This window comes from Desulfitobacterium hafniense DCB-2, assembly GCF_000021925.1.
Classification (GTDB): Bacteria; Bacillota; Desulfitobacteriia; order Desulfitobacteriales; family Desulfitobacteriaceae; genus Desulfitobacterium; species Desulfitobacterium hafniense.
Map to the genome: position 1 here is coordinate 2,365,904 of NC_011830.1, position 20,951 is coordinate 2,386,854.

20 protein-coding genes are annotated in these 20,951 nt (G+C 47.6%); 13 read left to right on the plus strand and 7 right to left on the minus strand.

Features of this window, described 5'->3' with window-relative positions; all coding sequences use genetic code 11:
- Window positions 1-71 precede the first annotated feature (71 nt).
- Both DHAF_RS10880 and DHAF_RS10885 read right to left on the minus strand, forming a co-directional pair.
- Entirely contained in the window at window positions 72-1,097 is a 1,026-nt protein-coding gene (locus DHAF_RS10880) for a hypothetical protein (protein WP_005814297.1), read from the minus strand.
- Window positions 1,090-1,437, minus strand: coding sequence for a PadR family transcriptional regulator (locus DHAF_RS10885; RefSeq protein WP_005814298.1), 348 nt, complete (start codon window positions 1,435-1,437; stop codon window positions 1,090-1,092). The genes DHAF_RS10880 and DHAF_RS10885 overlap by 8 nt, the downstream gene beginning before the upstream one ends.
- 269 nt (window positions 1,438-1,706) lie before the next feature.
- On the opposite strand from DHAF_RS10885, the gene DHAF_RS10890 reads away from it, so the two are divergent.
- The 10 genes from DHAF_RS10890 (at window position 1,707) to DHAF_RS10935 (ending at window position 15,101) form a co-directional block, all read left to right on the plus strand.
- Complete coding sequence (locus tag DHAF_RS10890) at window positions 1,707-3,650, plus strand: acyltransferase family protein (protein ID WP_005814302.1); 1,944 nt, start codon at window positions 1,707-1,709, stop codon at window positions 3,648-3,650.
- 60 nt (window positions 3,651-3,710) lie between these two features.
- Window positions 3,711-4,424, plus strand: coding sequence for a response regulator transcription factor (locus DHAF_RS10895; RefSeq protein WP_005814304.1), 714 nt, complete (start codon window positions 3,711-3,713; stop codon window positions 4,422-4,424).
- Entirely contained in the window at window positions 4,421-5,815 is a 1,395-nt protein-coding gene (locus DHAF_RS10900; RefSeq protein WP_005814305.1) for a sensor histidine kinase, read from the plus strand. Before DHAF_RS10895 ends, DHAF_RS10900 begins: the two co-directional genes overlap by 4 nt.
- Complete coding sequence (locus tag DHAF_RS10905) at window positions 5,808-7,295, plus strand: hypothetical protein (RefSeq protein ID WP_015943914.1); 1,488 nt, start codon at window positions 5,808-5,810, stop codon at window positions 7,293-7,295. The genes DHAF_RS10900 and DHAF_RS10905 overlap by 8 nt, the downstream gene beginning before the upstream one ends.
- A 194-nt stretch (window positions 7,296-7,489) precedes the next feature.
- Window positions 7,490-8,782 (plus strand): L-cysteine desulfidase family protein, encoded by a 1,293-nt coding sequence (locus tag DHAF_RS10910; protein WP_005814309.1) that lies wholly within the window; start codon window positions 7,490-7,492, stop codon window positions 8,780-8,782.
- A gap of 229 nt (window positions 8,783-9,011) precedes the next feature.
- The gene (locus DHAF_RS10915; RefSeq protein ID WP_005814312.1) at window positions 9,012-10,634 is read left to right on the plus strand and encodes a PucR family transcriptional regulator; all 1,623 of its coding nucleotides are present in this window, start codon (window positions 9,012-9,014) and stop codon (window positions 10,632-10,634) included.
- 212 nt (window positions 10,635-10,846) lie between these two features.
- Complete coding sequence (locus DHAF_RS10920) at window positions 10,847-12,184, plus strand: purine-cytosine permease family protein (protein WP_005814314.1); 1,338 nt, start codon at window positions 10,847-10,849, stop codon at window positions 12,182-12,184.
- A gap of 72 nt (window positions 12,185-12,256) precedes the next feature.
- A complete protein-coding gene (locus DHAF_RS10925; RefSeq protein ID WP_015943916.1) occupies window positions 12,257-13,426 on the plus strand; it encodes a M20/M25/M40 family metallo-hydrolase in 1,170 nt (389 codons plus the stop codon).
- A gap of 15 nt (window positions 13,427-13,441) precedes the next feature.
- Window positions 13,442-13,957: a hypothetical protein gene (locus tag DHAF_RS10930; protein ID WP_005814318.1), complete on the plus strand. Its 516-nt coding sequence runs from the start codon at window positions 13,442-13,444 to the stop codon at window positions 13,955-13,957.
- A gap of 25 nt (window positions 13,958-13,982) precedes the next feature.
- The gene (locus DHAF_RS10935) at window positions 13,983-15,101 is read left to right on the plus strand and encodes a DUF917 domain-containing protein (RefSeq protein ID WP_015943917.1); all 1,119 of its coding nucleotides are present in this window, start codon (window positions 13,983-13,985) and stop codon (window positions 15,099-15,101) included.
- A 110-nt stretch (window positions 15,102-15,211) separates the two neighbouring features.
- Here DHAF_RS10935 and DHAF_RS10940 read toward each other — a convergent pair whose 3' ends face one another.
- Window positions 15,212-16,093: a LysR family transcriptional regulator gene (locus DHAF_RS10940; RefSeq protein ID WP_005814323.1), complete on the minus strand. Its 882-nt coding sequence runs from the start codon at window positions 16,091-16,093 to the stop codon at window positions 15,212-15,214.
- Window positions 16,094-16,245: 152 nt separating this feature from the next.
- On the opposite strand from DHAF_RS10940, the gene DHAF_RS10945 reads away from it, so the two are divergent.
- Both DHAF_RS10945 and DHAF_RS10950 read left to right on the plus strand, forming a co-directional pair.
- Window positions 16,246-17,805, plus strand: coding sequence for an FAD-dependent oxidoreductase (locus DHAF_RS10945; protein WP_015943918.1), 1,560 nt, complete (start codon window positions 16,246-16,248; stop codon window positions 17,803-17,805).
- Between the two features lie 60 nt (window positions 17,806-17,865).
- Window positions 17,866-18,282 (plus strand): FMN-binding protein, encoded by a 417-nt coding sequence (locus tag DHAF_RS10950; protein ID WP_015943919.1) that lies wholly within the window; start codon window positions 17,866-17,868, stop codon window positions 18,280-18,282.
- 271 nt (window positions 18,283-18,553) lie between these two features.
- Here DHAF_RS10950 and DHAF_RS10955 read toward each other — a convergent pair whose 3' ends face one another.
- Window positions 18,554-19,219, minus strand: a complete 666-nt coding sequence (locus DHAF_RS10955) for a B3/B4 domain-containing protein (protein WP_015943920.1) — start codon at window positions 19,217-19,219, stop codon at window positions 18,554-18,556.
- Window positions 19,220-19,248: 29 nt separating this feature from the next.
- Window positions 19,249-19,692: an Lrp/AsnC family transcriptional regulator gene (locus DHAF_RS10960; protein WP_015943921.1), complete on the minus strand. Its 444-nt coding sequence runs from the start codon at window positions 19,690-19,692 to the stop codon at window positions 19,249-19,251.
- 137 nt (window positions 19,693-19,829) lie between these two features.
- Between DHAF_RS10960 and DHAF_RS10965 the strand changes: the two genes are divergently transcribed.
- Window positions 19,830-20,246 (plus strand): carboxymuconolactone decarboxylase family protein, encoded by a 417-nt coding sequence (locus tag DHAF_RS10965; RefSeq protein ID WP_011459521.1) that lies wholly within the window; start codon window positions 19,830-19,832, stop codon window positions 20,244-20,246.
- Window positions 20,247-20,462: 216 nt separating this feature from the next.
- Here DHAF_RS10965 and DHAF_RS26420 read toward each other — a convergent pair whose 3' ends face one another.
- The gene (locus DHAF_RS26420; RefSeq protein ID WP_242659970.1) at window positions 20,463-20,729 is read right to left on the minus strand and encodes a hypothetical protein; all 267 of its coding nucleotides are present in this window, start codon (window positions 20,727-20,729) and stop codon (window positions 20,463-20,465) included.
- Window positions 20,692-20,943 (minus strand): hypothetical protein, encoded by a 252-nt coding sequence (locus DHAF_RS25740; RefSeq protein WP_187374457.1) that lies wholly within the window; start codon window positions 20,941-20,943, stop codon window positions 20,692-20,694. Before DHAF_RS25740 ends, DHAF_RS26420 begins: the two co-directional genes overlap by 38 nt.
- Window positions 20,944-20,951 lie beyond the last annotated feature (8 nt).

Consider the following 20,951-nt stretch of genomic DNA (forward strand, 5'->3'; position numbering starts at 1 on the left):
TGTGTTATATCTCTGAAATATGATAGAGGATGCCAGATAAAAGGCATCCTCTAACTTTCGCATTGCGATTATTACTGTATTTTATATTTTAAGGTTTTATAGATTGCCTGACCACATTCGGCCAAGGAACAAACTACAACAACAATAGCAATAAAAACAATAAACAAGTTCGCCCCGCCCACTCCCATGAAGCCTAATGGGTCAAAGCTGCCCCAATCAATACTTTGCAGAAAGGCTGTAAACTCCGTGCTAAACAAATCCGGCCTATTTAGTAGATAGATCATGATGCACATGTTGATTATAGTGCTTATAACAACTGCACCGCAAACGATAGGCGTCCATCTGCGAACCTTGATTTTGAAAATACATGCGCCCACAGCTAATATAGCCATGACGGCAATAGCGGGGACACAGCTCGCCAGGAAGCTGGGGCTGAAAAGGGTGCGTATTTGTGTATCACCATTTTGGATAACAAAAGCGACGGGCAATACTCCGCGGCATATTAAAATACCCAAAACAGAGAATACACCCGTTAACACCAGTTCTGCAATGCTGTCTGACAATTTTATTTTGCCTCTATCATCAGGCAAGGCATCCGGCAAATCTTCGACTCTCCACTCCTGTTCTTTGCTTTTGTTAGCCTTAGCACCTGTACGATCGGCGATTACAAAACCAACCGTTGTCCATATGAGTGCTTGAAAAACCGCAGATATGCCCATGACAATACCTTTTGACAAAGTATTGCTTATTAAATAAGGCAAATCAACCATGCCGTCTTTAATAGCATCGATAGCTCCCAGAATCATGCCGATAACCAAAACCACAACGCCAACCAGAGGCAAAACCCATTTTAGTACACGCACATAATCCTCGTAAACAGCCGGAGATATTAGGTAGCGGGGTTTTTGCCGGTACTTCTCCGCTAATGAAGCGGGCGAACCCAAATTATACAACACCATTTTTCTTTCGTTTTCGTCCGCATTCTCCGGCAGCATGTCATAGATATTGGATTTCAATTCTTTACTTACTTCCTCCCGGTCTTTTTCCGGGAGGCGGCGTGTAACATCATAAACATAACGCTCAATCAGATTATCCATTACATTTATCCTCCCCGCAAATGGATTCAATGTTGCTCTGCAGTTTTTTCCATTCTGTCATCAATTCTCTATACACCATTTCGCCTTTTTCGTTGACGGTATAATATTTTCTTGGCCTGCTTTCACTTGTATCCCAATCGCTGACCAGTAAGCCCTGATTTTCCAGCCGCCGCAAAAGGGGGTAGAGTGTGTTGGCTTCAACGTCTATTTGCTTTTCCTGCATTGTTTGAAGCAATGCATAGCCATAGTGAGGTTGTTTCAAACATCCCAAAACCGCCAGTGTTAAGCTGCCCCGGCGAAGTTCCGTGATAAAGTTCTGCATTTGCTCATTCGCTGACATCGTATCACCCCGTCATTATTATACTGTGTGATACACAATATTGTCAAAATGAATTTATTGTAATAATGCTTAGCCATCCCAGCAGGGGAAGTTGCTCCTTTTTCTTTTTCCCTTATGATTTGCCATCATTCGCGAATTTTTAACTTTTTCGTAAGAATTTTTAAAGGTTTTTGTAAAGCACTCCAGCTCAAAACTTGATAAGGTGAAGAGGACGAAAGAGGCGTGACGGAAAGCACCGCAGCCTGGCATAAAGTGGAGAGTGAGCGGATATGAATTACAGCACAAAAACAAATCAATTCAATGAGCAGCCGAATCGGCAGTATAGGGGAAGAAGATTGAGGACGGTTGACCACGGCTATATGCCGGGGTTGGATGGCCTGAGGGCTTTGGCGGTGTTCGCCGTGATTTTTTATCACCTCAATTTATCATGGGCACCGGGTGGGCTTTTAGGGGTAACTTTATTTTTTGTGCTGTCAGGGTATTTGATCACCAATATTCTGCTCAAGCAATGGGAGAGCACCGGAACCATCGATCTGAAAGATTTCTGGCTGCGCCGGGCCCGGCGGCTTCTGCCGGCAGTTTTTGTGATGCTGGCGGGAGTAATGGTCTGGATGCTGCTTTTCGCTCCGGAACGTCTGGCCGCCCTGAAACAGGAAGCCTTGGCCGCAGTCTTCTATATCAGCAACTGGTATCTGATCTTCCATCAGGTCTCCTACTTTGAAAGCTTTGGCCCCCCATCTCCACTGGGGCATCTCTGGTCTTTAGCGGTAGAAGAACAATTCTATCTTCTCTGGCCCCTCCTTTTGGGACTGGGTCTGCGCTGGATTCGGCAGCGCAAATGGCTGGCTGTGGGAACAATTGCGCTCACTTTTGCATCGGCTGCGGCTATGGCCTTGATCTATAGTCCGGGTCAGGATCCCAGCCGGGTCTATTACGGAACGGATACCCGGGCCTTCTCCCTGCTTGTCGGTGCTGCCCTGGCTATGGTATGGCCCAGCGGGAAAATGACCGGCGAGCTCACCGGCTCTAAAAAATTGCTCCTGGATGGGACAGGCGCCCTGGGGCTATTAGCGGTTCTGCTGATGATCCTGAAAACCAACCAATACCAACCCTTTCTCTATCAGGGCGGGCTGTTGCTTTTCTCCATTGCCGCGGCTGTTTTGGTAGCGGTTCTGGCCCATCCGGCCAGCAGTTTGGGCCGGTTCTTTAGTTGGGGGCCCTGGCGCTGGCTGGGAGAGTGTTCCTATGGGATCTACCTGTGGCATTACCCGGTGATCATTCTGACCAACCCGGCTGTCAATACGGGAGGCGTGGACCTTTCCCGCACCTTCTGGCAAATTGGCTTAAGTATCATTCTGGCTGTCCTGTCCCGCCATTTCATTGAGGACCCCATCCGCTACGGAAGGCGGAAACGGGGGCGGAGGCGGGTCCCAGCCCTTCAGTGGTGGCAGAAGCCTTTGGGTGTCGGTGCCAAAATGTCCTTGGGGATCCTGCTGATGGTTTTGCTGTTGTTTGTAACCCCGAATGGAGGGACAGGAATCTCAGCAAAAGCTATCGCCCAAAATCATGAAACAACAGAACAGGCCCAGGGCCAGGCTCAGGAACAGGCTCAGAACCAGAATCAGGCTCAGAGTCAGACTCAGACTCAGAATCAGGATGAACAGGGGACTCAGGCTCAAGGGGCGGAGCAGGAAGATAATAAAGCCAACGGAGAAGCAATAGGGACAGAGCAAGAAAATGAAATTACCATCATCGGCGATTCCGTCATGATCAATGTAACACCCGTATTGCAGGAACAGTTTAAGGGAATTGTTATCGACGCCCAGCTGGGCAGACAAATGTACCAGGCCCCGGAGGTTATTGCCGGGCTTCGGGAAGAAGGGAAGCTGGGGAAAACCGTCGTGATTCAACTAGGAAACAACGGGCCCTTCAGTGAGAAACAACTCAAAGAGACCTTGGACACCCTGCCGGGAAGTACGGAGATCCTCCTGGTCAATACCCGGGTTCCCAAGCCTTGGGAAGGGGAGGTCAACGAGACCTTGAATAAAGTAGCCCAGTCTTACCCAGGGGCCAGATTGATCGATTGGCATACGGTCAGCAAGGGCCACAACGATTACTTCTATAAAGACGGGGTCCATCTCACCCAGACCGGAGTGGAAGCCTACGGGGAAATGTTGGTCAAAGCCTTAGCTGTTGGAGAAAATGATTACTAAAATGATCAAATGAAAATCGTGTTATAATAAAGGCCTAAAGTAAAATTAAGGGATGGGACTATGCGCGAAAAAAAGGTTAAAGTATTGGTTGTGGAAGATGAAGCGTCCATCCGGCGTTTCATTACCCTTAACCTGGAGATGGCCGGATATGAGGTGGGAGAAGCGGAGAGCGGGGAAGATGCCCTGGCTCTCCTTACCGAATTTCTCCCCGACTTGGTGGTGTTGGATCTGATGCTGCCGGGGATAGACGGTTTGGAAGTTTGCCAGCACATTCGTGAAACCATGCCGGACCCTCTGATCATCATCCTGACAGCTAAAGGGCAGGATACGGATAAAATTATGGGGCTTGAACTGGGAGCAGATGATTATATGGTCAAGCCCTTTAATCCCTTTGAGCTGATTGCCAGAATCAAAGCCATGCTAAGACGCCGGGATCGCTATGAAGCCGGAAGAACAGGCTATACCTACGGCAGCCTGCATCTGGACACCGCCGCCAATAAACTCCTCAAAAACAATCAGGAAGTGGAGCTGACCCCTACGGAATATTCCCTGCTGAAAATGTTTATGGAGAATCCGGGGAAAGCGCTGCGCAGAGAGGAAATGCTCAATGGGATCTGGGGAGAGGATTATTTTGGGGATACCAAAACTTTAGATGTGCACATCCGGCGGCTCCGGGAAAAAATCGAGGATAACCCCTCCGATCCCCGGTATATTAAAACCATCTGGGGTTCGGGTTACCGGTGGCAGCCGGAGATGGTCAGGAGGCTGCCATGAAAGGGATCCGCGGCAGATTGACGGCTAATTTTATGATCGTGATTCTGGTTTCGGTAGCCATTTTGGAAGTGCTGCTGATTTATACTGTCCAGCAGAATTATTACGGCAGCCTGAGGGGCAACCTGACCAATCAGGTGAAAATCAGTGCTGATATGTATTCCAAATACTATTCCGATACCTCTTTGGAAGATAACATCCTCTATAATGTGGATGCCTTTTGGAATCAAAGCAACGCTCAAGTGGAAATTGTCGATAGAGACGGGAAGATCGTCATGGACTCTCTGGGAGCGATTTCGGAACAAGAGGGGCCCACAGAGGATATTCAGGATGCCCTCAATGATCAGATGGGGGAATGGATAGGAAAATTAAATGGCCAGAAGGTCATGGCCGTAGCCTATCCCTTAAAATCCGAAGGGGAGATTGTCGGAGCCCTGCGGTTTATTGCTTCTACACATGAAATCGACCAGGATATTCAGGACACGGCCAAAATTTTTATCGCTATCGGTCTTTTTGTGGCCATGGTGGTGGGTTTCCTCAGCATTTTCTTGGCCAATACCATTCTTATTCCCTTGAAGGAAGTGACAGCCATTGCCGAAAGCATGGCTGCCGGCAATTTTCAAATCAAGAGCAGGAAAAAGCGGGATGACGAGATCGGCAAGCTTGCCGATACCTTGAATTATATGGCTGAAGAAATAACCAAAAAAGAAAAGCTGAAAAATGATTTTATCTCTTCGGTCTCCCATGAATTGCGCACTCCCCTGACCTCCATTATGGGCTGGGCCATAACCCTGCAAAGCGAAAAATTCCAGCAGAAAGAAATGCTCAACGACGGTCTTGGCATCATTGCCAAAGAATCCGAACGGCTCACCCGGATGGTGGAAGAGCTCCTGGACTTTTCCAAATTTGTTTCCGGCAGGATTAAGCTGAGTTATGAAGAGGTCAATATGGCCGAACTGATGGAGCATATCCGCAAACAACTGACCCCCCGGGCCACCAGGGAAACTATCCAGTTTACAGTGGATTATCCGGAAAACCTCCCCGACCTGTTGACAGATCCTAATCGGTTAAAACAAGTCTTGATCAATATTCTGGATAACGCCTTGAATTTTACGGCTGCCGAGGGGAGTGTCCGTTTTCAGGCCGAGGTAGGGGAGAAGGACTACACCTTTACGATCTCCGACAACGGATGCGGCATTGCTGCCGGTGAACTGCCCATGGTGAAAGAAAAGTTTTACAAAGGCAAGAGCTCTCGTTCCCGCAACGGGATTGGTTTATCCATCTGTGAAGAGATCATTACCCTGATGAAAGGCCGGCTGGAAATCCACAGTGAAGTCAATGTCGGGACAACGGTGGTCATTACTCTGCCCAGAGAGGTGTGTGCCCATGGTTAAAAAAAGCCTCCTGCTTCCGCTGGCTTTCTTGCTGCTTTTCCTGGGCGGTTGTGCCGAATTTTCGGGGGCATCGGCCGGTAAGATTATTCCGCCCTCCGCTCAGGTCAGCCCCTTAGGAGGTAAATGGACGGTGCTTGAGGAACTGGACAGCAACGGCAGCGAAGGAGGAGCGGGCCAGCCATGGTTAGGAAGTGATGTCCAATTTGCTCCAGGTGTCGTTTCTTTCGGCGGCCATGTCTGGGATAACCCTGCTTATAAAATCAAAAGGGTCAAGGCAGAGGATTATTTGTTGACCAAGTATATTCCATCTGTCGGTAGTTCCGGATTGAAGTCTCAGAAGGTAGATGTGATTACGGTTTACGCCTCCGGCAATTATCTGGGTGAATTTATGAAGCTGGATGATACCAGTATGATTTTTTTTGTGGAAAACAAAGCTCTTTTATTGAAGATAGTTGCTGAGGAAGCAGACAGCACCCTAGTGGCCGGAGATACCAGTGCCCAGGAGCTGAACCAGGACAGCAGAGAAGGAATTTCCGGAGTCTTGCTGGGACTGAGGATACCTGCAGCTACAGGCTATACCTATCAGACCCTTTGGATTGCCGCTGATCATCAGCAGCTCAGACCGATCCTGGCTTCCGAACAAATCTTTTTCCCGCGGACCAGCGGTTTTTGGGAACTCAGTGTCCAGAACCTCCCTGCTGACGGCATGACAGATAATCTACTGACCGCTCGCAATGTAACAGCCAAGGCCCCCGACCTGAAGAGAGAGAATGGGGAAAGGGAAGGGGGAGCAGGAACAGAAGAGCAACCCAATGCCGAGGCGGAGAGAGTGATCAATTATATCGGTAATGATTATATAGCCATGGAAAAGAGAACCGCCGGAATCAATCACTTGCAGGTGCTTCCTGTGGATAAACTTTTATCCCCCACCGAAATAAAGGTCTCCGATTTATTGGGAGACAAGGGATTTAACGCCTATTTAAATGCCAGAGAGCAGGCAGCCGCCGCCTTAAGGGAGAAAGGGATCACCTCGGTTAGCCAGGATGAATCTGGGGAAAATTTCGGCCTGATTCGCAAAAACGGCCGCTGGAGTTTAGTGGGAAGAATTCACTATCAAAGCGGCGGTAATCTTGAATATAAAGATTTCGATCTGAAAATTATTCCTCCCGCCAATTTGATCTTTTATGATGCCTTGGTGTTAAGCTGGTACAATATCAAAGACCGGGTTCCCGATGCCACGGACGCTTTTACTTCCCCCAACCGGGATATCGCCCTGGTCAAAACCAAGACTAAGTTAACCATTTATCCCATCGGTACGGATAAATTAGGAGAAACCCATTTGGCGGAGCTGGAGCTGCCGGAAGGGGCCACTGTGATCATGGCGGAATGGGCCACCGGGTCCTATGTGGACAGCTGGGAAAAATCCTTTCTTGCTTATGGCGCCCAGGCCTTAGCCGACGGCTCTGTGCGGATGCGCTGATGAGGGAGCTGTTGTAGCGGGGCAAAGACTTTGTCCATTTGGATAAAAGCTGCCGTGTTTTTTTCATTGCCGGGACGAGGACAGAATGACAAAAGCAAGCTATACTGTATTGAAGATTAGTGTAGGCTTGCTTTTGTCTATGTACGGCAAACCTTGATCAGCTTCAAAAATCACAAGCGTTTATGGGAGGGTAAATGTTTATGGAAAGACAGGATCGGTATTATCAGACCTATTTGAATATATTAAAAGAGGAATTGGTGGCAGCCATGGGATGTACGGAACCCATTGCCATAGCTTATGGTGCCGCTAAAGCCAGGGAAGTGCTGGGGGCGGTTCCCCATAAAGTAGTCCTTGAGGTCAGTTCAAATATTATTAAAAATGTAAAAAGTGTCGTGGTGCCCAACACCGATGGGTTAAAGGGTATCGAAGCAGCTACGGCGGCCGGGATTATAGCCGGCCGCTCCGATAAAATCCTGGAAGTTATTGCAGAGGTCTGCCAGGCGGAGAAGCAACAGATTAAAACATATCTGAGTGAAACGGATATAGAAGTGAAATTGGCGGATTCCCAGATAATTTTTGATATTATGATCACCATGTTTCATCAGGACTCTTATGTAAAGCTGCGTATTGCCGACTATCATACCCATATCGTTCATATAGAAAAAAACGGAGAGATTATTTTCGGTACCGGTGATCTAGACGCTGGCATTAGCAGTCTGACGGACAGGAAGCTGCTGTCTGTAAGCAAAATTATCGAGTTTGCCGACAGTGTCCGGATCGAGGACGTAAAGGAACTGCTGGATAAACAAATAGAATACAATTCAGCCATAGCCAGAGCCGGTATGGAGGGGAATTACGGGGCAAATGTAGGCAGAGTTCTCTTAAAAACCTATGGAAATGATGTTAAGATCCGCGCCAAAGCCATGGCGGCGGCAGGTTCAGATGCCCGGATGAGCGGGTGTGAGCTGCCTGTTATTATTAATTCCGGAAGCGGCAATCAAGGTATGACCGCTTCTCTTCCTGTGATTGAATATGCGGCGGAACTGCAGTCAGGTGAGGAAAAACTCTACCGGGCATTAGTGGTATCCAATCTGATTACCCTGCATTTAAAGACCGGTATCGGCCGGCTGTCTGCTTTTTGCGGAGTAATCTGTGCCGGATGCGGAAGCGGGGCTGGCATCGCCTATTTACATGGAGGCGGCTATGATGAAATTGCCCACACCATTGTCAATGCCGCGGCCATCGTTTCAGGAATCGTATGCGACGGAGCCAAGCCTTCCTGTGCGGGGAAAATTGCCGCGGCAGTGGATGCCGGTATTCTGGGCTACCTGATGTATAAGGAAGGTCAGCAGTTTAGGGGCGGCGATGGCATCGTGGCCAAAGGCATAGAAAATACCATTGCCAATATCGGATATTTGGGGAAAGTAGGCATGAAGGAAACCGATAAGGAAATTATCAATATTATGCTGAATCAGTGCAGCTCATGATCAACTCTGCTCCAGAAAAACAGAATAAATGGCCTTAATAAACCAAACCCTGATTAAAGAACTGACAAGTTGATTAATCAGGGTTTTTAGCTAAGCAAAAGATAGAACCGTTTGCCGCTGCTGAAGGAATAGTATATGATAGTTTCAAGAATTTTGGCTAGTGCTCTGTGACACTTGATGGACCGGTGCCAACCTTCGTCAGACCAAAAACAGGATAGGGAGTGGAAGTATGAGCATAACGGTAGAGGATTGTTTGCAGCTTTCGGTGCTGCGGGAGGCAGAGGTGGTGGCAGGGGCAAAAGGGCTGAATAATATCGTTGCCCATGTTTCTGTTTTAGAATGGTCCAACTCTTTAGCCTTGAAAAATGGTATTTTTCTGGGTAATGAGATTGTTATTACCTGCTTTCATTATGCCAAGGACGATGTTGATGCCCAATGTCAGGTGGTCAGAGATCTCAGCGCAGCCGGTGAGGTGGGGATGATTCTTTATTATGTGGGAATTGTCCTGCCGGATATCGATGCAAGATTGATTCGTACTGCCGACGAATTGGGGTACCCCTTGATCTGTATGCCGAGAAACCGTTTCGATTATCGTTATAGTGAGGCAATCACGGAAATTATGGAAGCGGTCTTTAAAGATCAGATGAAGGAAAAATATTATGTTAAGGATATGCTGGAACGTCTAGCGATGCTGCCGGAAAGACAGCGGACCATCGGCAATGTTCTGCGCATGCTCAGTGACAGATTGTACTGCTCTATTATTCTTTGTGATCGGGAATTCAAGCTTTTGGATGCGGCGACATGGCCGACTACAGCGAATTTGAATCTGCCTGAGATCTTGAATTTGTATAAAAATACAGTGCTTTCCAGGCCGGGAGTGAACAACCTGGAATTCACCTATGACAATGAGGTGATGGCTGCCAGATCCCAGCCGATTGCCACTGATGACGGGTATAGTATGAATCTGATTTTTTTGAATCTCCCGGAAAAAAAGGTTTTGGGGGATGCTATTGCCCAGGCAGCGGAATTGATTCAGCTGTCAAGCAGTATCTGGAATTTCGATATAAGGCAGGAAGGCCATAGGGAAATGCTCAAAGCCTTTTTCTATGATGAACCCATCAAGCTCAAGCGCATTGCCAATGGGCTGCACATTGACATTGATCGGCTTCAAACTATGTGGGTGTTGAAAAGCAAGGCGGATTCCCCGACCAGGGAGGCCTTGACCTTAAAGAACAGCCGGCTTTTAGCTTTGTTGAAACATTTTTTTAATGAGCACCATATTCATGCGATTGCCGATCATTTTGAAGATAATGTGGTGGCGCTGATTGAGCCTCCTTATGGGGAAACGACCATGACCTCTTTTTTAGAAGAATTTATGAAGACGGTTCAAGATGAATCCGTCAGGGCTTTTCCGGTAAACTGTCCCGGAGAAAATGCGGCAGGGGCTTTTCGCAAGGCTTATTTTGAAATTCAGGATAATGATGGAAGTGCTATGACAATCTATCCAAGCAAACGCATCATCAACACTCATGAAATTGAGTTCTCCGGCTTATGCAGAGAGATTGCCGAAAAAGGAAAAGAGGCAATTGACGAAAAACTCAAAGTACTTCGCGCTTTGGGAGCTCAGGATGATTTTGCAGGCAAGGAATTGGTCTCTACGTTGGAAGTTTTTCTTCTGGATGCGGAAGCCAATGTGGAACAAACGAGCAAGCTGTTGTTTCTGCACAAAAGCACGATAAAATACCGGATTAAAAAGATTAAGGAATTATTAGGCTGTGATATTGCCAAGCTTCCTGAAGCTTACAGCTTATATGTAGCAGTGGCTGTGAAGCGGCTGATTGCAAGCTTATAAAATACCTGGCGAAAACCTCCGTTCATCCAAAGGGTCAATGAATCGGGGGTTATTTTGATAGTTAGGACATATACAAAGGTTTTTTCACTGGGGTATGATTGAATTAATTTCACAAGGTCCGCGGTGGGCGGTATAAGGGGGTTTGAGGAAGAGAAGATTCAGGATTCTGAGAAATGCACGCTCAAATAAGGTAGAAAGAAAGGTGAGAGGATATGTCAGAAACGACTCAGAACACATCTCATGATGATTATTCGTTAAGCCGGGTTCCTCAGCATGCCAAAAAGCCCTTATGGCAGATTATCGTAATAAGGCTGGGCTGTTTTGCCTGCGTCTCCCAGTTGATGACGGGAGCGGCGCTGGGGTTCGGTATGAGCTTTCATGACGCGCTGCTGGCGGTTTTCCTGGGAAGCATCGCCTTGCTGATAGTCGGGGCGGCCGTAGGTGTTATCGCGGCACAGCAGGGGCTGTCCACCAGTCTCCTGGCCCGCTGGAGCGGCTTCGGCAATCAAGGCTCGGCTCTGATCGGAGTTATCATCGCAATTTCTTCCATCGGCTGGTTTGGAATGCAGAACACCGTTTTTGCCGAAGGAATGTATCAGGCCACAGGTATATTGAATCTGCAGATTTGGTCGGTGCTTACAGGGGCTTCGATTATCGCTATCGTCTATTTCGGTATTTCCAGCTTGAGTTGGACCGCTAATATTGCCCTGCCCCTGTTTTTAGTAGCCATCGGCATATCCAGTATACAGATGTTCAGAGGGCACAGTCTGACGGACTTAATCGCCTCCCCCATACCCGGGCCGGCGTTGTCCTTGGCCACCGGTGCCACCATGGTTGCCGGCAGCTTCATTATCGGTGCAGTCATATCCCCGGATATCTGCCGGTTTTTAAAAAGGGGGCGGGATGTCTTCTGGATGACCTTAATAAGCACCTTTGTCGGTGAACTCAGCATGTGTATGCTGGCTGTTTTGATGGCCCATGCTATTAAGAGTGCTGATGTGATGACCATTATCGTCTCCTTATCCGGGTTGATCGGCGTGATTATCGTTATTTTCTCGACGATCAAAGTCAACGATATTAACCTCTATGCGGCCAGCCTGGGGATGACCAACGCCTTGAATGCCTTGTTCAAGAAAGATTTTGACCGGCGCCAGATGACGATTATCCTGGGTGTGTTCGGAACGGCTCTTTCCGTGATCGGTGTAATCAACTATTTTGAAAACTTTTTGGTTGTATTGGGGGTTGCCATTCCGCCGATTGCCGGAATTATCAGTATTGATTACTTTATTCTCAAAAGAGACAGAAAAATATTGGACGAATCCAAGGAAAGAGGAGAATTGCCGGATAAAGTGGAGAACTGGAATCCCGTAGCCATCTTAGCCTGGGCTGTAGGCTCCTTAGTGGGGTATTTTGTTCAAATCGGCATTCCCTCCATTAACTCACTGATTGTCTCCGGATTGCTCTATTATGGTGCGATGAAAGTCTATGGGCTGATTCAGAAAAAAGAGATTGTCAGGTTTCGGATGGTGGATTCCCAAAGTGAAGGATAGAAAGCTTTAAAAGCGAGCGGTAAGTGAAAAAAGGATGACCGGCAAGTTGGAGTGGAAAATGGGGATGATAGAATGAACAGATGGATCAACGAAAAACGGCTGATCGCCTCGTTCTGCGATTTGGTTACCATAGACTCTTTGTCCTACCGGGAAAGGGATATGGCAGATGAATTGCTAAGACGCTTAAAACGGTTGGGATTTGAGGTGTGGGAAGATGATGCCGGCCCCAAGATTGGGGGCAGTGCAGGCAATATTATTGCCAAATTGAAAGGAATCGTCGAAAAAGAGGCCCTTTTATTCACCGCTCATATGGATACGGTGCAGCCCGGAACCGCTAAAACGCCTCTGCTCAGCGGAAAGCGGATTCATACGGATGGAACGACGGTTCTGGGAGGGGACGATGCTGCCGGCATAGCCTGTATCCTGGAAATGGCGGCAAGCTTGCGGGAGCATAAGCTGGACCATGGAGATATCTATGTGATCTTTACCGTGGCGGAAGAGATGGGTCTTCAGGGGGCAAAGAATCTGAACCCCGCTGTGATGGAGAAAGTCAAGGCAAACTATGGCTTCGTCCTGGATGATGCGGGAAAAGCAGGAGGGGTGGTGGCGGCGGCCCCTGCCCATGTCAAGCGGCACATCACGATTCGGGGCAAAAGCGCTCATGCCGGCGTGGAGCCGGAAAAAGGCATTGATGCGGTCAGGATTATGGCCGAAGCGGTATATCATATGCAGCTGGGCCGCCTTGATGAGGAAACGACGGCCAACCTGGGGATGATAAAAGGCGGAGAGGCGGGCAATACGGTCTGCGGACAGCTGGAGATTCTTGGTGAGGTAAGAAGCAGGAACCCGGAGAAATTGGCGAAGCAGCTGAAGGCTATGCAAAGGTGTTTTGAAGAGGCTGCCCGGAATTGGGGAGGGGCCGTTGAGTTTGAGGATGAACTGCTTTACGGTGCTATCGATTTGCGACGGCATCCGGACCTGCAAAAGCTTCTGGAAAAGGCTGCGGAAAAGATCGGATTGCCCATGGATTACCACAGCTCCGGAGGAGGCAGTGATGCCAATATCTTGAACAGTCTGGGCTTTCCTTGCGTAACCTTGTCATCGGCGTTTTACGCTATGCATACGGTACAGGAGTATGTCGACATTGAGGAGATGATTCGATTAACGGAATTCATGCTGTCGATCACACAAAGTGTAGAAGCTGTAGAAAAGGCCGGGGTAAGAAACTTAACAACGGAGTGACAAGGAGGATGATGAATGGGTTTATTCAGTGAGATGCTGGATGAAAAACGGATTAAAGACGGTTTTAAGGACTCCGGGCATGTGCTGATGATCACCTGTCCCGGCTGTGCCTGCGAGAGCCTCTCTTATACAGAGGGCCTGCCCTGCCGGGCTTTGGAGTCAGGTAAAGACATGGAGGAGAGTGCGGTTGCAGTGCAAAGGGTCCGGGATCAATGGGATAGGGTTCTGAAAGAGGACGGCAAAAAGGTGACCCATATCAGTGTTGCGTTTCCCTGTGAAATGTTCGATACGGAAAGGGAACGGATTCTGGAAAAGCTTCAGGACGCGGATACCATTGCCTTGCTGTGCTGTTCCAGCGGCTATGTGGCAGTTAAGGATATGCTGCCGGATTTTCTGGGGAGGTTTGTTCCGATGATGAAAACCACGGGAACCTTTGTGTTCAAGCTGGTTTTGGATGAGAGCGGAAAGAATTCAAAGGTCGAGCAGGAGACGGCCCGGGTTATCAAATTTTCTAAAGTCAATCAGGGATAAAAGCAAGGATAAAGGAGGGTTTACAATGTCCGGAATTAAAACAAGACAGGATTTGGATGATTTTGTCCGCGGTGCCACGTTATATGGCACCGGCGGGGGTGGCAGTCAGGAGATGGGGAAAAATTTGCTGCTCCAAAGCTTTGAAGAAGGCAGATCGATTGAATGGGTAAGGATTGGGGATGTTGGAGAGGATGCCTGGGTATGTACGGCATTTTATATGGGCTCTATCGCCCCCCTTACCGACAAAGATAAAAAGGAGATGAAAGCGCTTGGCTTAGAAGAAAGGGTAGAGAAAAGGGTACTGATAACCGCCGTACAGGAATTGGAGAAGGAGCTTGGTATTCATATTGCTGCTGTGATTCCGGTAGAGTTAGGGGGACTTAATTCTGCTGCCCCTCTTGATGCGGCGGTTCAGATGGGTAAAAAAGTCATTGATGCCGATCTGGCGGGAAGAGCTGTTCCTGAGGTAGCTCAGACCCTGCCCAGGCTTTGGGGATATCCAATTTGCCCTATTGCCTGCTGTGATGCTTGGGGCAATGTGACGATCATTAAAAAGACCCATGGCTATGACATGGCCGAGGCGCTGGGAAAGATGCTGAGTATTCCGGCCTACGAACCCATTGGGTTGGCTTGCTTTGCCATGAAAGCCAAGGATGCGGGCAGGGCTCTTGTCGATGGTTCTCTTACAAAATGCCTGCAGGTGGGTGCAGAGGTGCGCATGGCCTGCGAGAACGGGACGGATCCGGCGGAAGCCTTTGCTTCGGCCGCCGGGGGAAAGGTTATTATGAAAGGGACCGTAACGGCTCATGATTGGGAGAGTAAAGGAGGATATATGTATTGCACCAATGAAATTACCGGTGCAGATGAATTTAAGGGCAATGTATTGAAAATATGGGTGAAAAATGAGAATCATATCTGCTGGTTGAACGGCAATCCTTATATAACAAGTCCGGATCTGATACAGCTTGTGGATCGGCAGACAGGAGAACCTATCACCAACACAGATACGGCAGTGGACATGGAGGTATCTGTAGTAGCGATACCTAATTTGCGCTATCGCACAAAAGAGGCAATTGAACTCTTAGGACCTTCCCACTATGGCTTTGAGAAGATTAGCTATAAGCCCATGGAAGAATTCTTTTGAATCAACTCCGGATTCATAGCAGTTGTCCGGCAGGACAGGTGAAAAGGCGGCAAAAGACGACAACCGGCGGAAGCTGGAAGTCGTCTTTTGCTTAAAAGAAATGGGTGCAATCACTTTCGTTGGGTAAGATAGTCGATTAACAAACAGGTTGAAGGGGTGCAGACTGTGTCTTTGTTCTGGATAATATAGGTACCCCAAGCGGTATTCTCAAGCTGCAGGGGAAGTATCCGGACGGAAGGATTGGACACGGAATGGACAGTCTGGATATGGCAAAAGGACACGGCCAAATTGCTGGCTACCATATTATTGGCCACGTTGGAATCGTGGGTTACCAAAAAGAAATCAGGATAGGAATTGACTTCATGGCATTTTTTCATAAAAAGACGATGCATGTCGCAGACATCCCCTAAGGAAACGAAGGGCTGCTGATGGAGGTCGGCGGGGATAAGGTATTCCTTTGTCGCCAGAGGATTATCTTTGGATACCTGAAAGTAAATCTCTCCACTCTGAATCAGTTTATAATTATAATCCGTGATTTGGGAGGGAGATGAGCCCAGAATCCCCATATCTGCTTCGCATGATTCCACTTTTTTGCGGACTTCACTGTCAAAGATTTCTTCAAAAGACAGAGCGATATTGGGATAATCCCGTTTAAAATCAACAAAGAGACCAGGAGAAAGGGCGTTCAAGGAGCCGAGACCAATAGCAATGTGGACTCGGCCTTTTTTGTTTTGGGAATCCGGCTGTAAGGATTCCTCAAATTCAGTAAATGACTCGACGAGGGGAAGTGCTTTTTCCAAGATGTCCCGCCCGGCAAGAGTCAGCTGCAGCTTGCTTTTATCCCTAAAAAATAAGGAGGCGCCGCATTCCTTCTCAAACTCATGGATAGACTTAGAAAGTGCTTGGCGGGTAATGAAGAGACGGTCGGCAGTCTTCGTAATGTTTAAGGTCTGGCAAACTTCAACAAAATAACGCAAATGTTGGATATCCATAAATACCTCCTCAATAAGGGAGCAACTTTTAGTTGACAGGAAGTGAAAATAGCATCTGCTTCCCCAGGTGGGTTGTGAATAATATAATTATAACAAGAAGACGAAAAACATACAACTATATCAAAAAATGTAGAATTTAGGGAGGCGCAAACATGGAAAAACTATCTGTCAACGTCAGTCGCAGAAACTTTCTCAGGGGAGCCGCAGCAAGCGCAGTGGGGATTGCCGCTATGGGAGTTCTGGGGGGATGCTCTGCAAATCCCACCGGGAAAACCAATGACAATGAAACCGGTGAGGTGCCCCTGAATATATCAGAAACAATCTCGGCCGATGTAGTCGTGGTCGGGGCCGGGTCCTCGGGGGTCTGCGCCACGGTGCAGGCGGCACAACTTGGTGCCAAGGTCGTTTTGCTGGAGAAGAATGCCTTCCTCGGAGGAAATGGGGCCGGAACGGAAGGAATGTTTGCGATCGGAAGCCGGATGCAGCAAGAACTGGGTGTGGGAACGGAGATTAACTTCCGCGATGTCATTGCTACCGAGGCAGAGTTCTTTAATTATCGTGTGAATGCCCTGTTCTGGAAGGACTTGGTCGAGGCTTCCGCAGATAACCTGAACTGGCTGATAGATTGTGGCGTTCCTTTTTCCGGAGTAGTGGATGATTATCATGGTTTGGGCAAAATCAAAGCGTTCCACTGGTTTAAAGAGGGTAAAGGCAAGAACTATATTGACGCAATGATCGCTAAGGCCGAAGAGTTAGGCGTTAAAATTATGACCAAAACTCCTGCGAATGATTTGATTCTGGATGGGGGTAAGGTGGTTGGAATTTATGCCACCAAAGAGGATAGCAGTATTTTGCAAATCGACTGCAAGGCGGTTATTCTTGCCTCAGGCGGCTATGCAAACAATGAAGAAATGATGAAAGATCGTGGCTACGACCTGACCTACAGCATTAACCAGGGGCTGCCCGGGCATGATGGCGATGGGCTGAGAATGGCTTCAGCAGCAGGCGGGGAGGATGTATCCCGGCAGAGAGGATTCTTAAGAGAGCCTTATTCCCATGGCATAGATTTCTTTGGCACCATGACACAGGCGTTGCACCGGGGCGGTCCTTTCCTCTGGGTGAATGAAGAGGCTCAGCGCTATGCCAATGAAGCGTGTGGTGCGTTTACGCCGGGGAACAACTCCAATGCTGTGCACACTCAGCGTAAATCTTTCCTGATTTTCGACAGGGGAGTATTGGAAGGCCTGGCCAAGAAGGTGGAGAACCTTGTTGAAGATGTGGAAGATGCCGTGGCCAAATGCCCCAGCCAAAATATCTATAAAGCAGATACCGTGGAGGAACTGGCTCAAAAAGCCGGCCTGGACCCTGCTGTATTGAAAGAAACCGTATCCCGCTATAACGAACTTTGCCAAAAAGGCTTAGATGAAGACTTCAACAAACCGGCCGATAAAATGGTCGGCATGACCAAAGCTCCTTACTATATCTTTAGACAGGATCTGGCCTTCTGGACATCTATCGGCGGTATCAGCACCAACCGCAAAATGGAGGTCATCAACAAAATGGGTGAGCCCATTCCCGGCTTGTATGCTGTGGGAACAGACGGCTGTGAGCTCTACAGAGAGACGTATACCATGAATGTACCGGCCTCCTGCAATGCCAACAATTGTCATTCAGGCCGGATCGCAGCGAAAAATGCTGCCGCGGCTCTGTAAAGTTGTCCTGCAGAAATAGAGTAGAGGGTAACCTATTTATTATGGAGGGTGAAATTTGAAATGAGTAAGTTGAAAAAGACCCTGACGGCGATTGTATGTGTGATGTTAACATTGTCCTTAGCAGGCTGCTCAGAAGGCGCAAAGGGTTCTGCTAATCAGGCAAAGGAAAAGAAACAACTGTACACTCCCGGAGACTATATAGCTCAGGCCGAGGGTAAGGATGGCCCTGTAAAGGTAAAAGTCACCTTCAGTAAATCAGAAATTACAGCAATCGATATTCTGGAACAAACGGAGACTCCCGGACTGGGTGATGAGGCGCTGAAAACAGTAGCGGAGCAAATCAAAGGGCAGCAATCCTTAAGCGTGGATACCGTTTCCGGAGCTACCCTATCCAGTCAGGCCATGCTTACGGCGGTGGAAGACTGCGTAGAACAGGCAGGTGCTGATCCGGAGCAACTTAAAGAAGGTAAGCAATAACTTATTTGCAAAGAATAGTGTTGTGTAAGCTGGAAGTCGCCTTTGCTGATTGTTGACATGGATTCTATGACTCATAAAGTTGATGACCTTAATTTTTCTCAGATCCATTGCCTTCAGTGGATTGGAACGCTGGAGAACCCTATAATGATTAGAATAGAAGACAGAAAAGGCTGTGAGTTGACTGCTCCAGCCTTTTCTGTCTTCTACGCCAAGCGCTTATTCCCTCTGGAGGCTGCACCCTTACCGATTGCGAATTGCCGATTCTTTGCCATCAGCATTTTTTTACGATTAATGTCTTCGCCTCAACGACTCCGCAATAATCTTTTAAATACGAAGCAAGCCTTTCCAGCCAATAATCCAGTTCCTCCGTACCGTCAAAGGAATAGATAATGGTCGCTATTTCATGCTCACCAGGTTGGATCATAGCTCTGCGGCTGTCGCTGCTGGGGTTGCCAAAAGGCCCTGACTGATCATAGAGGGTAGGCAGGTATTCGATGTTCACAGCAGACTTCCCTATCCCATCGTAATGGGTTCCCTTTTCGGCACGCCGAAGCTCAAGGTTCCCCTGGAGCTGCTTCGTATCATAGGAGCCGATGGAGTAGCCGGAGGAAATGGAAATGAGATTATTGATCTCGACAATGTTATTGATGCGATAGAGGCCTTTGCCTTGCACGATACGGCGAAGCATAGCTTCCGCAGCGTTACGATAGTCATGAGGAGATTTGCCAAGGGCCTTATAGGCTTGACGCGTTGCCGCAATATGGGGATTTTGAGCTATTGTCTCAGTTGAATAGTCCTTGGCTAATGTCGTAATCGTATCGTCAAATAAGCTGATCAATTTCGGTGTGCTCGGCATAACGGCAGCCTTATAGAACAGAACACCTAAGGCAGCTCCCGGACAAAGTGAAACCAATTCGTCTGAGATAGAAATCTTCATTGTGTTCACCACTCTTTCCAAAAAACAATTTATAAAAGATTAATGATACGATCATTGACGTCTACTTGGGAAAAGACGATGGATGTCTCCGTTAAGGCATAGGAGGATATGGCATTGATGAAGTGTTCAATATCCGCTAAAGAAGGAACCGACAATTTGACGATAAAGCACGCGGCCCCCGCAATTCTGTAGCACCACTCGCTGTATTCATAATCTTTCATAAACTCTTTAAATGTCTCGTATTGTCCGTCTTTCATGGTGACTTCAACGATACAGTCGATTGCGCAGCCAAGCTTCTTTTTGTTTAAACGGATGGTATATCCCTCAATAATGTTATGCTCCTCAAGCCTTCTTACCCGTTCGGTAACGGAAGGTGGTGAAAGATTAACCCGTTTTGACAACTCCCTTATGGAAAGACGGCTATCAGTTTGTAATTCATGCAAAATCCGCATATCCACTTCGTCAATTTTCATTTGAACACCTTATTTCAAAAAAATATATCAATAGCAACATGAAGAGGATGATATTGTAGCATATGGAATATATGTTTGATTATACCTCTGTTATAATTGTTTCGTCAACGAAATGCATGATTATAGGAGGGAGCACTATGGAAATGATTTCTTTTTCCCAGAACGGTTTTACACCCTTTCAACAATTGTTAGGACATAACAAGGATCTATTGGAAAAATGGATATCGCTGGAAGATTGCCTTTTTTCCAGTGATACATTTTCCCCAGAATTAAAAGAGGAGGTTCGTCGCATCCTGGCTTTCAACAACGGCTGTGAATACTGCAAAGCGAAGGGGGCTCCCGCAAAAACGATCATGGACCCGCGGACACAAGGGGCTGTTCATATCGCGGATATGTCCGGTAAAAAAACGCATATGAGTGACGACGATTTCAGCGCGATAAGAGAAGTGTTTTCAGATGGTGAAATTTCGGAGCTTCTGGCGCTTATTTGCTTTATAACGGCTTGTCAAAGGTTTGGAGCTTTACTGAACTTAGGGCCAAGCTGCCAAATTTGAGTTTTACACCGGGTGCAGACCGAATCTTTATTCTGGATAATATAGGTACCCCAAACAGTATCCTCAAGCTGCAGGGGAAGGACCCGGACAGAGGGATTAGATATAGAATTGACAGTCTGGATATGGCAAAAAGACACGGCTGAATTATTGACCACCATAGTATTGGCGACATTCGAATCGTGGGTTACCAGAAAGAGGTCAGGATAAGAATGAACTTCATGGCATTTTTCCATAAAGAGACGATGCATATCGCAGACATCCCCCAAAGAAACAAAGGGCCGCAAGAGGATTATCTATAGATACCTGGAAATAAATCTGACCGCTCTGAATTAATGTATAGCTGTAATCTGAGATTTTGTCGGAAGATGAGCCCAGAATTCCCAGATCTACTTCCTCTGATTCCACTTCTTTACTTTTTGAATCCGGCTTTAAAGATTCTTCAAAGTCAGTAAATGAATCGACAAGAGGAATGGCTTTCTCCATAATGTCCCGCCCGGCAAGGGTCAGCTGCAGCTGCAATATGAGGATTCTGAGCTATTTTTTCAGTTGAATAGTTTTCCGATAATGCCGCCACCGCAGCGTCAAATAGTGTGAACAATTCCTGTGTACTCGGGGCAACGCTGGCCTGATAAGACAGAACACCTAAGGCAGCTCCCGGACAAACTGCATAGACCTCATCTGAAATAGAAATTTTCATGTTTTTAC

Excerpts from the sequence above, each read along its gene's own strand:
- DHAF_RS10895 (WP_005814304.1), top strand. The coding sequence starts at position 3,711 with ATGCGCGAAAAAAAGGTTAAAGTATTGGTTGTGGAAGATGAAGCGTCC.
- DHAF_RS10940 (WP_005814323.1), bottom strand. The coding sequence starts at position 16,093 with ATGGATATCCAACATTTGCGTTATTTTGTTGAAGTTTGCCAGACCTTA.
- DHAF_RS10910 (WP_005814309.1), top strand. The coding sequence starts at position 7,490 with ATGTTTATGGAAAGACAGGATCGGTATTATCAGACCTATTTGAATATA.
- DHAF_RS10915 (WP_005814312.1), top strand. The coding sequence starts at position 9,012 with ATGAGCATAACGGTAGAGGATTGTTTGCAGCTTTCGGTGCTGCGGGAG.
- DHAF_RS10900 (WP_005814305.1), top strand. The coding sequence starts at position 4,421 with ATGAAAGGGATCCGCGGCAGATTGACGGCTAATTTTATGATCGTGATT.
- DHAF_RS10965 (WP_011459521.1), top strand. The coding sequence starts at position 19,830 with ATGGAAATGATTTCTTTTTCCCAGAACGGTTTTACACCCTTTCAACAA.
- DHAF_RS10925 (WP_015943916.1), top strand. The coding sequence starts at position 12,257 with ATGAACAGATGGATCAACGAAAAACGGCTGATCGCCTCGTTCTGCGAT.
- DHAF_RS26420 (WP_242659970.1), bottom strand. The coding sequence starts at position 20,729 with ATGGAGAAAGCCATTCCTCTTGTCGATTCATTTACTGACTTTGAAGAA.
- DHAF_RS10905 (WP_015943914.1), top strand. The coding sequence starts at position 5,808 with ATGGTTAAAAAAAGCCTCCTGCTTCCGCTGGCTTTCTTGCTGCTTTTC.
- DHAF_RS10930 (WP_005814318.1), top strand. The coding sequence starts at position 13,442 with ATGGGTTTATTCAGTGAGATGCTGGATGAAAAACGGATTAAAGACGGT.
- DHAF_RS10935 (WP_015943917.1), top strand. The coding sequence starts at position 13,983 with ATGTCCGGAATTAAAACAAGACAGGATTTGGATGATTTTGTCCGCGGT.
- DHAF_RS10890 (WP_005814302.1), top strand. The coding sequence starts at position 1,707 with ATGAATTACAGCACAAAAACAAATCAATTCAATGAGCAGCCGAATCGG.
- DHAF_RS10960 (WP_015943921.1), bottom strand. The coding sequence starts at position 19,692 with ATGAAAATTGACGAAGTGGATATGCGGATTTTGCATGAATTACAAACT.
- DHAF_RS10945 (WP_015943918.1), top strand. The coding sequence starts at position 16,246 with ATGGAAAAACTATCTGTCAACGTCAGTCGCAGAAACTTTCTCAGGGGA.
- DHAF_RS10950 (WP_015943919.1), top strand. The coding sequence starts at position 17,866 with ATGAGTAAGTTGAAAAAGACCCTGACGGCGATTGTATGTGTGATGTTA.
- DHAF_RS25740 (WP_187374457.1), bottom strand. The coding sequence starts at position 20,943 with ATGAAAATTTCTATTTCAGATGAGGTCTATGCAGTTTGTCCGGGAGCT.
- DHAF_RS10920 (WP_005814314.1), top strand. The coding sequence starts at position 10,847 with ATGTCAGAAACGACTCAGAACACATCTCATGATGATTATTCGTTAAGC.
- DHAF_RS10885 (WP_005814298.1), bottom strand. The coding sequence starts at position 1,437 with ATGTCAGCGAATGAGCAAATGCAGAACTTTATCACGGAACTTCGCCGG.
- DHAF_RS10955 (WP_015943920.1), bottom strand. The coding sequence starts at position 19,219 with ATGAAGATTTCTATCTCAGACGAATTGGTTTCACTTTGTCCGGGAGCT.
- DHAF_RS10880 (WP_005814297.1), bottom strand. The coding sequence starts at position 1,097 with ATGGATAATCTGATTGAGCGTTATGTTTATGATGTTACACGCCGCCTC.